This window comes from Brevundimonas sp. FV1ye29L, from assembly GCF_058681095.1.
This window is the reverse complement of the sequence record NZ_CM178730.1, coordinates 3,253,393-3,265,600: the sequence shown is the minus strand read 5'-3', so window position 1 is coordinate 3,265,600 and position 12,208 is coordinate 3,253,393. Positions and strand designations below refer to the sequence as shown.

The following is a 12,208-nucleotide window of genomic DNA, read 5'->3' as shown; positions in this document are numbered from 1 at the left end:
GTTCAGGCCTTTCCGATGTCGAGCGTCATCAGCTCGTCGAGGAAGTCGGCCTGGCCGGTGAAGCCGACGTTGAAGAACTCACAGCCCTCGAACACGCAGTCGCGCACGGGAACGGTGCCCAGGGCGCGGTCGCCGACAGGGCGCAGGATCAGGTTGCGAATATCGCCGCCGCTGTCGCCGAAGTTGACATCGTCGAAGCTGACGCCGCTCGACACCAGCAGGATGGCCGGCCCCTGCAGGCGGCAGCCGCGAAACACGCGGTCGCGGATCAGACCGACGCCCTTGTTCGCCCCGGCCGCATAGAGGTCGAACAGGCTGATATCCAGATCCTCGAAGACGCGGGCCTCCATGTCCTGGGCGACGCGCAGGGGCCGGTTGATCGGGCGGCGCGACATCAGGCCTCCGCGTCCCGGGCGGCGATCAGGTCGGCCGCCATGGCGTCAATCGCAGCCTCCTGTCCCGTGAAGCCGATCTGGACGAAGCGGCAGCGCACGAACCGGGTCTGGGCGACGGCCACGACGCCGACCAGCATCGGGCCCTGGGCCTTGTAGAACAGGGACTTCGGATCCTTCGCCAGCCCCAGGTTGCAGCCCTCGAAACTGACGCCGTCCAGGGAGGCCATCAGGGCGGGACCCTCGATCACGCAGTCGGTGAAGGTCTTGCCGCGGATCACCCCCTCGCCGGCGTTCAGACTGTGCACGGCCAGCAGGGGAAGCCAGATCGCCTCCTTCTCGAAGGTGGTGCGCGCAGCCAGTTCGCGGCCGAAGGTTTCGGACATGATGTCGGTCATGGGATGATCTCAGCTCAGGCCCGAGGCCGGGTTGGGGGCGGCGAAGCCGGAGAATCCATAGTGGGCCAGCCAGCGCACATCGGCGTCGAACATGGGACGCAGGTCGGGCACGCCGTATTTCAGCATGGCCAGGCGATCGACACCCAGGCCGAAGGCGAAGCCCTGATACTCGTCCGGGTCGATGCCGCAGTTCCGCAACACATTGGGATGGACCATCCCGCAGCCGAGAATCTCCAGCCAGTCGTCACCGGTGTTGAACTTCAGCTGACCGCCCGAACGGTCGCAGCGGATGTCCATCTCGGCCGAGGGTTCGGTGAAGGGGAAGTGGTGCGGGCGGAAGCGGGCCTGGACCGCGTCGAGCTCGAAGAAGCGGGCGATGAAGGTCTGAAGCGTCGTCTTCAGATGGCCCATGTGGATGTCGCGGTCGATCACCAGCCCCTCGACCTGATGGAACATCGGGGTGTGGGTGGCGTCCGAGTCCTTCCGGAAGGTTCGGCCCGGGGCGATGATCCGGATCGGCGGCTGTTGCGACATCATGGTGCGGACCTGCACCGGGCTGGTGTGGGTGCGCAGCACCTTGCGCTCGCCGGTCACCGGATCGGGCTTCAGGAAGAAGGTGTCGTGCATCTCCCGCGCCGGGTGTCTGGGCGGGAAGTTCAGGGCGGTGAAATTGTGGAAATCGTCCTCGATGTCCGGGCCCTCGGCCACGGCAAAGCCCATCTCGGCGAACAGGGCGATCATCTCGTCCATCACCTGCATGGTCGGATGGACCCCGCCCTTGCGGCGCGGCCGGGCCGGCAGGCTGAGGTCGAGCGTCTCGGACAACAGGCGCGCGTCCAGTTCGGCGGCCTCGAGTTCGGCCTTGCGGGCGGTGATGGCCGCCGCGACCCGGTCGCGCAGGCCGTTGATCATCGGCCCCTGTTCGCGGCGCTCGTCCGGGCTCATGGATCCCATGCCCTTGAGCAGGCCGGAGACGACCCCGGTCTTGCCGAGGGCCGAGACGCGCACGGCCTCCAGCTCCGCCACGGTGGCGGCCGAGCCGATGGCGTTGATCAGGTCGAGTTCAAGTTGGGCAAGATCGGTCATGGAGGCAGTCGTCTAGCGGGCGCGGCGGCGTTCGTCACGGGGGGAACGCAGGCCGGGCTTCCTGATCCTGGGCCGCATCAAGGGGCTATTGCGCCGCATAGGCGTCTGTGACCCATGCGGGCGGCTCTGGCTCCCAGCGTATCGGGCGGCCGGCGGTGGCGGTCCAGCGGTGCAGCCACGACACCCCGTTGGCGCCGATCCAGCGGTCCGGCAGGGCATAGACCGGATCGCGCAGGGTCTCCTCCAGCGGAATGAAGCGATAGCCGCGGGACAGAAACAGGGCGTGGATCCGTGGATACCAGTCTCGGTTCAGCGTATTGGCGTGAAGCAGCAGGATCTGGGCGGGTTCCCGCCCGTCGGCCAGTTCGGCGCTGTAAGGTTCGGCATGGTCCAGAACCTCGGCCATATAGGCTACATAGGCCTCGCCGATGCGGGTCTGCTGCGCCGCGTCGCCCGCGCTTTCGGCGCGGCGATAGAGAGCGCCGAACATCCAGTCGTCATTGGTCAGGGTGATCGGGGCGACAATATAGCCTCGCGCGGCCAGTCCCTCTGCCGCCCGGTCCTTCTTTTCCAGGGTCTCGCCGGTGTGGAGGTAGGGGTGGCGGAACCACTTCAGGGTCTGGCCGCGTGAAGCCAGAAGCGGACGGGTGACCTCGGCGCCCTGATCGATATCGGCCAGCCAGTCCGTCACAGAACTGGCGGTCAGACTGGGATGACTGAAGGCGTGGTTGCCCAATTCCAACCCGGAATCGAGCCAGACCCGCAGCAGGGAGGGCAGCAATTCGGCGCGCCGGGTTTCGCAGACCTTCGCCTCATTGATGAAGGCGACGCCGCGGGTGTCCAGGGGACGCAGCATGGCGACGAAGTCCCGGGTCAGCCTCATCGCCGCGGCGGGATCGCACAGGTCGCTCTCCGGCGCCTGGTAGGGCAGGTCGTCAAAGGTGACGGTCACTGTCCGCCCCTGCGCCAGGGCGGGCGAGACCGACGTGAGGGCAAGGCCGAGGGCGAGCAGGAGGGTGCGGATCATGGTTCCAGCCTAGCTGTTCTTCGCCAAAGCGAAAACGCCCGCCCCGGACAAACCGGAGCGGGCGTGTTTCTTGAAGGGTCTGACAGACGCCTCAGGCGGCTTTCAGGGCGTCCCGGACCTTGGCGGCGATGTCCTTGAAGCCGACGCCATCCATGGCGATGGCGGCCAGGACCTTGCGGTCCAGTTCGATGCCGGCCTTGTTCAGGCCGTTGATGAACTGGCTGTAGGTGAAGCCTTCCAGACGAGCGGCGGCGTTGATGCGCTGGATCCACAGGGCGCGGAAGTTGCGCTTCTTGGTGCGGCGGTCGCGATAGGCGTATTGCCCGGCGCGGTCCACGGCGGCCTTGGCCGTGCGGATGGTGTTCTTGCGACGGCCGGAAAAGCCCTTGGCCTGTTCCAGAACCTTCTTGTGACGGGCGTGGGAGACAACGCCCCTTTTGACGCGAGCCATTATGTTTCTTCCTTCGGAAGGGCCCTAACGCGCGCGACGCGGTCGCTCGCTGCTTGAGGGCCTCTGTTCAAATTCGATGCGGTGAGGATGTCTGTGCTGCTTGCCGGACTACGCTTACGCGTAGGGCATGTAGGACTTGATCTTCTTGGCGTCGGCGTCGGCCATGACCGAGGTGCCGCGGTTCTGGCGGATGTATTTGGAGTTGTGGCTGATCAAGCGGTGACGCTTGCCCGCAACCCCGGCCTTGACCTTGCCCGTTGCGGTGAATTTGAAGCGCTTCTTGGCGCCCGACTTCGTCTTCAGTTTCGGCATTTTCCATTCCTTTTCGGCTGCCGTCCTGCGGGCTGCTGGAGCCCGAAGGGGGAGGAAGCGCTGGGTTCTGGAACCGCCCAGGCATGCCTGTTCGCCTGGCGGTTCGTTACGCGAAGGGGCGGCTTCTACGGGAAGCGAGGCCGAAACACAAGCCCGGCGGGGGTTTGGTCGTCTGTCCGGTTCAGCGTGGCGGGTTGTGCGCCTCCAGAAAGCGGACGGTCTCGTTCAGCATTCTCTGGCGGGTTTCAGTGCGAGACAGCCAGTGGTCCTCGCCCGAGAGCTCGACCAGTTCATAGGGCTTGCCCGCCGCCTTGAGGGCGTCGGCGAAGATTTTCGACTGGACGAAGGGCACCACCGTATCGTCGCGGCCGTGCAGCATCAGGATGGGGGCGTCGGCCTGTTGCGCGAGTTTGGCGGGAGAAATCTGGTCCAGGTCGCGGTCGCCCAGCCGGTCTGCGCCCATGAAGCGGTTCCAGTAGCGCACCACAGGGGCGTCGCGTGCGCCTGCCCGGCTCGAGGACCACTGGACCATGGCCCTGAGATCCGAGACGCCGGCCACGGCGACGGCGCAGCGGTAAACGCCGGGATCCAGGGTGGGACCGGCCATGGCCGCATAGCCGCCGTAGCTGGCGCCGACGATACAGACCCGTTTCGGGTCGACAATCCCCTCCGAGGCCAGCCAGCGCACCCCGTCCGAGAGGTCGGTCTGCATCTTGCGGCCCCACTGGCCATAGCCGGCCTCCAGATGGGCCTGGCCCAGACCGTCGGAGCCGCGGAAATTGGGCTGGAGCACCGCATAGCCGCGCGAGGCCAGACCCTGGGCCCACCAGTCAAAGCCCAGGGTGTCGCGCGCCGCCGGTCCGCCGTGGGGCAGGACCACCAGCGGCAGGTCCCTGGGATCGGTGACGCCCGGCGGCAGGGTCAGATAGCCGGGGATGCGCATGCCGTCGGCGGCGGCATAGCTGATCGGGCGGACCTCCCCGACCTGTTCGGGCGTCAGCGGGTAGCGGGAGCCGACGATCTCGGCGAGGCGGCGGTCGAGGTCGATCAGCTGATAGGTGCCCGGGTCGCCGGCGCCCTCGGTGACGGCCACGATCTGGCGCATGTCTTCCGACCAGGACACGAACTGCACCCGCCGGTCCCGGAAAGCCGCCGCGGCCGAGCGCCATGCGCGTTCGGCCGCAGGATCCAGAAACTGGTAGGATCGGCCATCCTCGCCCTCGGTCGAGGCGCCGATCAGCAGCTTCGTTTTCGGGTGGATGACCAGACCGTCCGGTTTGCCCTCGAACGGCAGATCCGACCAGGCGCCGGTGTCGAGATTCAGCAGCCGATACTGGTCCGGCTCGGACCCTTCGCCGCCCATAACCACAACCTCGCGGCCCGTCGTCCCCAGAGCGGACAGGCTGGGGGTGTCGATCGGCGCGCTTACGGACCAGACGGTGCGCCAGAAGTCGCCCCTTGCGGCCTGAAGCTCCCACAGGCCCGTCCGGCCCTCATAGGTCACCCGGGCGACCGGCCGGGCCTCGCCGTCGAAGACATAGCCGCCGGCGCGCTGCTGTTCCTCGACGGTGCGCAGGGCGCCGCCCGTGGCCAGGTTGATCTCGTAGAGGCCGAGCCCCTTCATTCCCGAGGCGGGGGCGATCAGCATGCCGCCCCCGATATTGCGGATGATCGGCGCCCCTGCCAGACGGGGAAAGACGCCTTCGACCGGGGCGAGGGCCCGCGCCACCCGGCGTGTGGGAATCGAATAGACCTGACCTTCGGACAGTTCGGTGCGACGCAGACCGGTCAGGTTTGAGGCCTGGGTCGCCGAGGTCGTGATCATCACATGGTCCTCGCCGATCCAGTCGAGGTCGCGCACCTTGACGTCGCCGGCCCGCACCCCGCCGATCAGGCTCATATCCGCCAGATCGTTGATGATCAGGCTGCGGTCCTCGCCGACAATGGCGATATAGGCCAGACGGTCGCCACTGGGCGACACGGCGACCTGGTCATAGGCCGGCATGCCGCCATAGACGGACAGGTCTGCGGGCGGAGTCTGGGCGCGAAGGGGGGCGGCCAGCGAAAGGCTCGCGACGAGGGCGCAGCCCAGGCCAATCCCCCGGATCAGATGCAGTCTCATGTGTCGTGGCCCCCGACCCTGATTTTTCCATGAGCAACGGACCTCAGCGCCGCAAATCGGTCAAGCCGTTTCAAACCCGGGACCGGGAACATTCGGGGCCTGGGCCCGGTATGGGCGACGACGGACTCCACGCAAGGCTCCACGCCTGACGCTGCGACACGGCTCAGTTCGGCGGATTGTGAGTTTCGAGGAAGCGTATGGTTTCAAGAAGCATCCGCTGCCGGGTTTCGGCGCGTGAGAGCCAGTGATCCTCGCCTGTCAATTCCACGAGCTCATAGGGCTTTCCGGCCGTCTTGAGGGCGTCGGCCATGTCGCGGCTCTGGTCGATCGGAACAACAGTGTCGTCCCGGCCATGGATCAGCAGGATCGGAGCGTCGGCCCTGTCCGCCAGCCGGGCCGGAGAGCGGGCGTCCAGCGCCCGGTCGCCCGGCCCGTCGCCGCCCATGAACCGGTTCCAGTAGCGGACCGCCTCATTGTCCCTGCGCTCGCCACGCACGGCGGCGTAGTTGATCATCCTGCGGAGGTCCGACACCCCCGCCACCGAAACGGCGCAACGATAGACGCCGGGGTCCAGCGTCGGCCCGGCCAGCGCCGCATAGCCGCCGTAGCTTGCGCCGACAATGCAGACGCGACGGGGATCGACGACGCCCTGTTCAACCAGATGCTGTACGCCGTCGGACAGGTCGGTCTGCATCCTGCCGCCCCATTCGCCGTAGCCGGCTTCCATGAAGGCCTTGCCGTATCCGGTGGATCCGCGGAAGTTCGCTTGCAGAACGGCGTAGCCGCGCGACGCCAGGGCCTGGGCCCACCAGTCAAAGCCGTTGACGTCACGGGACGCCGGTCCCCCATGTGCGAGGACGACCAGGGGCAGGTTCCGATCCACGCGACCGGGCGGCGTGGTGAGATAGGCGTGAATCTCCAGCCCGTCCCTCGCCTTGTAGGTCTGGACGGCGACCGGGGCGACCTGGGCCGCCGGCACGTCCGTGTAGGCCTCGCCGACCGTAGTGACCTCGGCCTTCGCAAGATTGACAATGTGGTAGGAACCCGCATCGCCGGCTCCGCTTGTAAAGATCACGGCAGAGCCGAAATCGTCGCTCCAGCTGATCAGCGCAGGAGAACCTTCGGGAAAGATCGCCTCGACGCTGGCCCACAGTCGATCCGCGTCCCCGTCAGCGAAGGCGTAGCGTCTGCCCGTGTCTTCCTGTCGGCTCGCGCCGATCAGACGCCGTGTGACGGGGTGAAACAGCAGGCTGTCCGGGTTGAAGTCGAACCGCACAGGCCGCCAGACGCCGGTCTGCAGATGAACGTCGAAGAAGGCGGCGTCTTCCACGCCCTCGCGACTGAGGTCCGGGCGGTCGGCGGACACGATCACACTGTCGCCGTTCACGCCCAGCCCGACCAGATAGGGCGGGTCCAGCGGTGCGTTGGTGCGCCAGACTTCGCGGAACCCGCCATCCTTGCGCAGGTGCAGGCTCCAGTTCCTGGTCAGTCCGTCGTACTCGCTGCGCGCCACAGATTGGCCGGAGGGATCCAGGACATAGTCGTCCACCTCGCGGCTCATATATTCAGCCTCGCGCACCCGACCGGTCCTGGGGTCCACGCGATAGAGGCTTCGGCCCCGGGCGCTGCGGAACGAATGCGCGCGCACAAGCACGTTGGGCCCGGCGGCCGTGTTGAGCACGTCCGTGGGGCCGAGCAGGGCCGGAAAAAGGTCCGGGTCGGCGTGGAGCAGGGCAGTGACCCTTTGGCGGGCGGGATCGAAGACCTGCCCCATGGCCAGTTCGCGTCGAAAGATACCGATCCCCGGCAGGGTCTCGGTCGCAGTGGTCTTGATGAGCACCAGATCCTCGCCGATCCAGCTCAGGTCCCGCACCTTGGCCCGGGCGATGTCGCTGGTGCCAAGGGCCCTGTTCTGTTCCAGATCGACCAGAACCAGAAGGCGTTGCTCGCCGACGACCGTAACGAGGGCGAGCCGCCGACCTGAGGGCGACAACTGGACGAGCTCCGTCGTGGGCAGGGCGCCGTAGACCTCGATCGGGGGCGGGGCTGTGGCGGGGCCCGGCTCCTGGGCGGGCCGGGCTGCAACAGATGATGATGGGCATCCGATCATGACCACGGCCGCAAGGAGGGCCAACGCAGGGCGGAGCGACATTTCAGGTTCCGGCAGGCAGGACGTTGATGGCCAGCGGAGCCGAAGCCGCCAGCCAGGTCAAGGCCATTGCGGCAACCCCCCGCGCAACAAAAAACGCCCCGGCGGAGACCGGGGCGTTTTGAAGAACGGGCGGGCGAAAGCCTATTTCGGGGCCAGGATCATGATCATCTGACGGCCTTCCATACGCGGGGCGTATTCGACCTTGGCGATTTCCTCGAAATCGGCCTGGACCTTGTTGAGCAGTTTCATGCCCAGTTCGGGGTGGGCCATCTCGCGGCCGCGGAAGCGCAGGGTCACCTTGACCTTGTCGCCCTCGTCGAAGAACCGGTGCATGGCCTTGGCCTTCACATCGTAGTCGTGGACGTCGATGTTGGGCCGCAGCTTGATTTCCTTGAGCTCGACGACCTTCTGGCGCTTGCGCTGCTCGGCCTTCTTCTTCTGCTCCTGGAAACGGAACTTGCCGTAGTCGAGGATCTTGGCCACCGGGGGTTCGGAGGTGGACACGATCTGAACCAGGTCCAGGCCTGCCTCCTCGGCGGCCTCCAGCGCAGCGGACGTCGGCATGACGCCCTGTTTCTCGCCGTTCTGATCAATCAGCAGAACGCGCGGCGCGCGGATATCGTGGTTCATGGGCGGCCCGTCCTTGACGGGCGGCTGGTTCATCGGACGGCGAATGGGCGTCGGTTCCTTATGTGGACGGAGAGAAGCTCGGGTGTCTAGATCGGGCGGCAACGAACGTCGCATGGCCGATCGCGCGACCGGCGGCCGCGTTTTCGACAGCCCTATATGCCTGTCAGACCGGTCTTGTACAAGGTAAGCCGCAATGAGGCGGCCCCGGATCAACCAGTCTGCGGCCCGATGCAGGCGTCGTGCAGGGCCAGGACGGCCTCGAACACATGGTCCACGGTCAGGGCCTCGATGGGGGCGAACTGGCCGCGCGTCTCGTTGGAGGCGACGGTGCGGGTGCGAGGGCCCCAGGGTCCGTACAGCCACCATTCGGTCGGACCGAACAGGCCGAGCGTCGGCCGGCCCAGGGCGGCGGCGACGTGCATCAGGCCGGAATCGTTGCCGACGAACAGGTCGGCGCGGTCGATAGCGGCGGCCGAGGCGAGGATGTCGCCCTTGCCGACGAAGTCGATGGCGCGGCCGCCCTGTTCCGGATTTCCGGCCCTTTCCAGCGCAGGCGTTGCAGGCGGCCGGTCGCCGGGTCCGCCCACGGGCATGAAGCGCCAGCCCTCGAAACGGGGATCGGCCATCAGGCGCGCCACCAGTTCGCCCCAGCGGTCGGCCGGCCAGCTCTTGCCGGGCTGATGGGCGATGGGGGCGAGGGCGAGGATGCGGCCCGGTCCGGGACCGGACGCCAGCTGCGGTTCGATGACGGCGGCGGCCTCGGCGCGGGCCCGGTCGTCGAGCCAGATTTCGGGATCGAGCGGCGTTTCCGATCCCATCAGCCGCGAGACCATCTCGACCTTGCGCAGGCCCGTCTCCCACGAGCGATTGTAGATCACCCGCCGCTTCGCCGGGATCAGATAGGCGAGGGCCGAGCCGCGGATGTCGACGACCAGGTCCCAGCGGGTTCCGGCGACCTGTCTCCACAGGTCCAGCCAGTGGCCGGCCATCTTCTTCTTGTCGAGCGCGATGACCCGCTCGACGCCGGGGGCGGAGCGGAAGAAGGGGGCGGGCGGACGGCCGCAGGCGACGGTGATCGCCGCGCCCGGCAGCTGGCGGCCGATCTCGCGGATCACGCCGGAGGAGATGACGCAGTCGCCGATGCGGTTGGAGCTGACGAACAGGACTTTCGGTGCGGACAACGGGTGACCTCATTCCGTCATCCTCGGGCTTGACCCGAGGATCGAGGGCGCCGCGCGAAAGATGCGGGACACGGATGGCTGTCGGCAGGGCCGACTTCATCGCCCGATGTGCGGCACGTCCGATCCTCGGGTCAAGCCCGAGGATGACGAAGTCGGGTCAAGCCCGGGGATGACGAAGTCAGGTCAAGCCCGAGGATGACGGACCGGGGAGGGGCGTGCGAAAAGGCGCCATGATCAACATCGAACATCTGAGCCGCCCCGACGGCGAGACGCTCGCCCTCAAACGCATCGAGGGCGCCGGCCCGACCGTCATCTGGGTCGGCGGCTTCCGTTCGGACATGGAGGGGACCAAGGCCCTGGCGCTGGAGGCGGCCGCACGCGACCGCGGCTGGTCCTACGTCCGCTACGACCATTTCGCCCACGGCCGGTCTTCGGGCGACTGGCGGCAGGCGACGATCGGCCGGTGGCGCGAGGATGCGATCGGGCTGGTCGATGCGCTGGAGGGGCCGGTGATACCGGTCGGCTCCTCCATGGGCGGCTGGATCGCCCTGCTGCTGGCCCTGGCCCGTCCGGACCGGATCGCCGGCACGGTCCTGATCAATCCGGCCCAGGACTTCACCGAACGGCTGATGTGGCCGGGGCTGGCCGATCATGAGCGGCAGGCGATCCTGCGCGAGGGCGAGACGGTGGTCGTTGAGGCGGGCCTGGGCTCCTACGTCCTGACCCGGCGCATGTTCGAGGAGGCGCGGGACTGGCTGCTGCTGGACGGGGCCATCCCGATCACCACGCCTGTGCATATCCTGCAGGGCCGGGCCGACGACGTGGTGCCCTGGCGCCATCAGATGGAGCTGATCGAGCGGCTGCACGGGGCCGATGTCCGGCTTGATCTGGTGGAGGGCGGCGACCACCGGCTGTCTGGCGCCGCAGACCTGAGCCGGCTGGTCCATGTCGTGGAGGCGATGCGGGCGCGGGCCTGAGACCGTCGCGCCCGCTACCGGACATCAGCCCCGGGCGGGGCGGAGGCCCTCGGCCGAGGCGACGCGGGTGGCCGTCACCGGGGCCGCGACCTGACGCTTTTCACCGCCGGCGGCGATGATGCGGTCGATGCGCGACTTCTCGGCGCGGAAGGCGGTCAGGTCGGCGCCGGCCAGGACGGTGCCCTCGGAGGTGCGGATGCCGGCCGGATTGATCCGCTGGCCGTTGCGCCAGATCTCATAGTGCAGGTGCGGACCGGTGGAGGCGCCGGTCGAGCCGACGAAGGCGACGACCTGGCCCTGGCTGACCCTCTGGCCGGCGCGGATGCCGGAGCCATAGCGCGACAGGTGGCCGTAGCCGGTCTCGAGCCCGTTCGAATGGCGGATGCGCAGCCAGTTGCCATAGCCGCCCCAGCGACGGGCCTCGACCACGACGCCGTCGGCGGGGGCCACGATCGGCGTACCGGTGGTGGCGGCATAGTCCATGCCCTGGTGCATCTTGCGGAAGCCGGACAGCGGGTGGACCCGCACACCGAAGGCCGAGGAGATGCGGCGGAAGCTGGTCAGGGGCGCGCGCATGGCGGTGGTGCGCATATTCTTGCCCGAGGCGTCGAAGAAGGCATAGTCGCGGGCGCCGGCGGGCTTGAAGCGATAGAAGCTCTGGCCGCGGATCTCGACATATTGCAGGTCGCCGGTGCCGACCGTGCGGCCGTTCTCGGTGATCGAGCGGTCGAAGACCAGGGTGTAGTCGTCCGAGCCGCGCACGTCGCGGCGGATGTCCAGCTTGCCGGACAGGGCCTGGGCCGCGCGGCGGATGATGGCGGCGGTGGCGCCGAACTCGCCGGCTGAACCGGCCAGGGAGGCGCCGACCTTGCCGCGCGCCACGACCGTCTCGTGGGTGACCTTCTCGTCGAGGGCGCGGAGCTTGAGGGCGCCGTCGAAGCTGCGCGACACGGTGACCTGGCTGGCCGGCCCGGTGCGCATCGTCAGGCCGATCAGCTTGGCGTCGCCCAGGCCGCCGCGCGGACGCGAGATGGCGGTTTCGAATTTCAGTCCGGCGCGCAGGTCGCCGAGATTGGCGCCGGCGAGGGTGGCGACGACGGCCTGGGCGTCCTCGGCCGAGACGCCGGTGCGCAGGATGGCCTGTTCAAGGGTCTCGCCGCGACGGATCTGGACGGCCACGGCCTCGGGCGATTCCAGCCCTACCGGGGCGCCGGCGGTGGCGAAGGCGCGGGCTTCCAGCGAAGCCTGTTGTTCGGCGGTCAGTTCGGGAACTTCTGCAGCGACAGCGGGTTGATATACCCGCCCGGCCAGTACGGCGACGGACAGTGCAGCGGCGGCTGTCAGAAGGTGAGGCGCGAACCGTGTCGGCTGCCGGCGTGGATCGAACTGAGCCATGTGTCCTCGGGGTATGACGACGCCGACCCGGCGCCAACCTTCGTTAGCAGGCTCGCGCCCGGGCGGTCCTCCCAGAGTGCGAAGG

The 12,208-nt window shown here is 67.9% G+C and carries 12 protein-coding genes; 1 reads left to right on the top strand and 11 read right to left on the bottom strand.

Going from position 1 to position 12,208, the window contains the following annotated elements; translation table 11 throughout:
• Positions 1-2: 2 nt before the first annotated feature.
• The 10 genes from ACW17W_RS15915 to ACW17W_RS15870 form a co-directional block, all read right to left on the bottom strand.
• A complete protein-coding gene (locus tag ACW17W_RS15915) occupies positions 3-395 on the bottom strand; it encodes a hypothetical protein (protein ID WP_492078064.1) in 393 nt (130 codons plus the stop codon).
• On the bottom strand, positions 395-790 hold the full coding sequence (locus tag ACW17W_RS15910; protein WP_492078062.1) for a hypothetical protein: 396 nt from the start codon (positions 788-790) through the stop codon (positions 395-397). Before ACW17W_RS15910 ends, ACW17W_RS15915 begins: the two co-directional genes overlap by 1 nt.
• A gap of 9 nt (positions 791-799) precedes the next feature.
• Positions 800-1,876: a phenylalanine--tRNA ligase subunit alpha gene (pheS, locus tag ACW17W_RS15905; protein ID WP_492078060.1), complete on the bottom strand. Its 1,077-nt coding sequence runs from the start codon at positions 1,874-1,876 to the stop codon at positions 800-802.
• A gap of 85 nt (positions 1,877-1,961) precedes the next feature.
• Positions 1,962-2,903 carry a polysaccharide deacetylase family protein gene (locus ACW17W_RS15900; protein ID WP_492078058.1) on the bottom strand — a complete coding sequence of 314 codons (942 nt, stop codon included), beginning with the start codon at positions 2,901-2,903 and terminating at the stop codon, positions 1,962-1,964.
• Positions 2,904-2,994: 91 nt separating this feature from the next.
• The gene (gene rplT, locus ACW17W_RS15895; RefSeq protein WP_492078056.1) at positions 2,995-3,354 is read right to left on the bottom strand and encodes a 50S ribosomal protein L20; all 360 of its coding nucleotides are present in this window, start codon (positions 3,352-3,354) and stop codon (positions 2,995-2,997) included.
• A gap of 114 nt (positions 3,355-3,468) precedes the next feature.
• Positions 3,469-3,666: a 50S ribosomal protein L35 gene (gene rpmI, locus ACW17W_RS15890; protein ID WP_003166435.1), complete on the bottom strand. Its 198-nt coding sequence runs from the start codon at positions 3,664-3,666 to the stop codon at positions 3,469-3,471.
• Between the two features lie 181 nt (positions 3,667-3,847).
• The gene (locus tag ACW17W_RS15885; protein WP_492078054.1) at positions 3,848-5,788 is read right to left on the bottom strand and encodes an alpha/beta hydrolase family protein; all 1,941 of its coding nucleotides are present in this window, start codon (positions 5,786-5,788) and stop codon (positions 3,848-3,850) included.
• Between the two features lie 163 nt (positions 5,789-5,951).
• On the bottom strand, positions 5,952-7,940 hold the full coding sequence (locus tag ACW17W_RS15880) for an alpha/beta hydrolase family protein (RefSeq protein WP_492078052.1): 1,989 nt from the start codon (positions 7,938-7,940) through the stop codon (positions 5,952-5,954).
• Positions 7,941-8,081: 141 nt separating this feature from the next.
• Positions 8,082-8,603 (bottom strand): translation initiation factor IF-3, encoded by a 522-nt coding sequence (gene infC, locus ACW17W_RS15875; RefSeq protein ID WP_492078050.1) that lies wholly within the window; start codon positions 8,601-8,603, stop codon positions 8,082-8,084.
• A 176-nt stretch (positions 8,604-8,779) separates the two neighbouring features.
• A complete protein-coding gene (locus tag ACW17W_RS15870; protein ID WP_492078048.1) occupies positions 8,780-9,751 on the bottom strand; it encodes a glycosyltransferase family 9 protein in 972 nt (323 codons plus the stop codon).
• Positions 9,752-9,981: 230 nt separating this feature from the next.
• Here ACW17W_RS15870 and ACW17W_RS15865 point away from each other — a divergent pair, with 230 nt between their 5' ends.
• Complete coding sequence (locus ACW17W_RS15865; RefSeq protein ID WP_492078046.1) at positions 9,982-10,728, top strand: alpha/beta fold hydrolase; 747 nt, start codon at positions 9,982-9,984, stop codon at positions 10,726-10,728.
• A 24-nt stretch (positions 10,729-10,752) separates the two neighbouring features.
• Here the strand turns inward: ACW17W_RS15865 and ACW17W_RS15860 are convergent, their stop codons facing one another.
• Positions 10,753-12,123, bottom strand: a complete 1,371-nt coding sequence (locus ACW17W_RS15860) for a M23 family metallopeptidase (protein ID WP_492078044.1) — start codon at positions 12,121-12,123, stop codon at positions 10,753-10,755.
• Positions 12,124-12,208 lie beyond the last annotated feature (85 nt).

What these genes read in the sequence shown, in the direction of transcription:
- ACW17W_RS15860 (WP_492078044.1), bottom strand. Translation starts at nt 12,123, where the DNA reads ATGGCTCAGTTCGATCCACGCCGGCAGCCGACACGGTTCGCGCCTCAC.
- infC (WP_492078050.1), bottom strand. Translation starts at nt 8,603, where the DNA reads ATGAACCAGCCGCCCGTCAAGGACGGGCCGCCCATGAACCACGATATC.
- ACW17W_RS15880 (WP_492078052.1), bottom strand. Translation starts at nt 7,940, where the DNA reads ATGTCGCTCCGCCCTGCGTTGGCCCTCCTTGCGGCCGTGGTCATGATC.
- ACW17W_RS15910 (WP_492078062.1), bottom strand. Translation starts at nt 790, where the DNA reads ATGACCGACATCATGTCCGAAACCTTCGGCCGCGAACTGGCTGCGCGC.
- ACW17W_RS15915 (WP_492078064.1), bottom strand. Translation starts at nt 395, where the DNA reads ATGTCGCGCCGCCCGATCAACCGGCCCCTGCGCGTCGCCCAGGACATG.
- ACW17W_RS15885 (WP_492078054.1), bottom strand. Translation starts at nt 5,788, where the DNA reads ATGAGACTGCATCTGATCCGGGGGATTGGCCTGGGCTGCGCCCTCGTC.
- ACW17W_RS15865 (WP_492078046.1), top strand. Translation starts at nt 9,982, where the DNA reads ATGATCAACATCGAACATCTGAGCCGCCCCGACGGCGAGACGCTCGCC.
- rplT (WP_492078056.1), bottom strand. Translation starts at nt 3,354, where the DNA reads ATGGCTCGCGTCAAAAGGGGCGTTGTCTCCCACGCCCGTCACAAGAAG.
- ACW17W_RS15900 (WP_492078058.1), bottom strand. Translation starts at nt 2,903, where the DNA reads ATGATCCGCACCCTCCTGCTCGCCCTCGGCCTTGCCCTCACGTCGGTC.
- rpmI (WP_003166435.1), bottom strand. Translation starts at nt 3,666, where the DNA reads ATGCCGAAACTGAAGACGAAGTCGGGCGCCAAGAAGCGCTTCAAATTC.
- pheS (WP_492078060.1), bottom strand. Translation starts at nt 1,876, where the DNA reads ATGACCGATCTTGCCCAACTTGAACTCGACCTGATCAACGCCATCGGC.